The sequence below is a fragment of the Aeromonas sp. QDB68 genome, from assembly GCF_027707405.1.
GTDB classification, from domain to species: domain Bacteria; phylum Pseudomonadota; class Gammaproteobacteria; order Enterobacterales; family Aeromonadaceae; genus Aeromonas; species Aeromonas caviae.
Genome location: NZ_JAPCIQ010000252.1, coordinates 1 through 596, shown reverse-complemented (window position 1 = coordinate 596; position 596 = coordinate 1). Strand labels below are relative to the sequence as shown.

1 protein-coding gene is annotated in these 596 nt (G+C 59.7%); it reads left to right on the top strand.

Annotated elements, in window-relative coordinates; translation table 11 throughout:
* Positions 1-478 (top strand): transposase (locus tag PG892_RS22505; RefSeq protein WP_181507089.1); only part of this gene is annotated, 478 nt, incomplete at its 5' end.
* Between the last annotated feature and the right edge of the window lie 118 nt (positions 479-596).

Genomic DNA, 596 nt, shown 5'->3' with positions numbered 1-596 from the left:
AACACGAGGCGGCAACGTGCGCTACCAGCTCAAGACGCCGTACCGGGACGGCACCACGCACGTCATTTTCGAACCATTGGATTTCATTGCAAGGCTGGCCGCCCTGGTACCGAAGCCCAGAGTCAACCTAACCCGCTTCCACGGGGTGTTCGCACCCAACAGTCGGCACCGGGCGTTGGTCACGCCGGCAAAACGGGGCAGGGGCAACAAGGTCAGGGTGGCTGATGAACCGGCAACACCAGCACAACGGCGAGCGTCGATGACATGGGCGCAACGGCTCAAGCGTGTTTTCAATATCGACATCGAGACCTGCAGCGGCTGCGGCGGCGCCATGAAAGTCATCGCCTGCATTGAAGACCCTATAGTGATCAAGCAGATCCTTGATCACCTGAAGCACAAAGCCGAAACCAGCGGGACCAGGGCGTTACCCGAAAGCCGGGCGCCACCGGCTGAGCTGCTCCTGGGTCTGTTTGACTGACGAGCCTGAAGGCCAACGATACCAATCAAAATGCTGCGTTCACAGCGCCGCGGCAGGGATCCGCCGTGCTGGTTGTCGGAAAAGGAGCCGCTAGTGGGAAAGAGGAGGGTAAATTTTC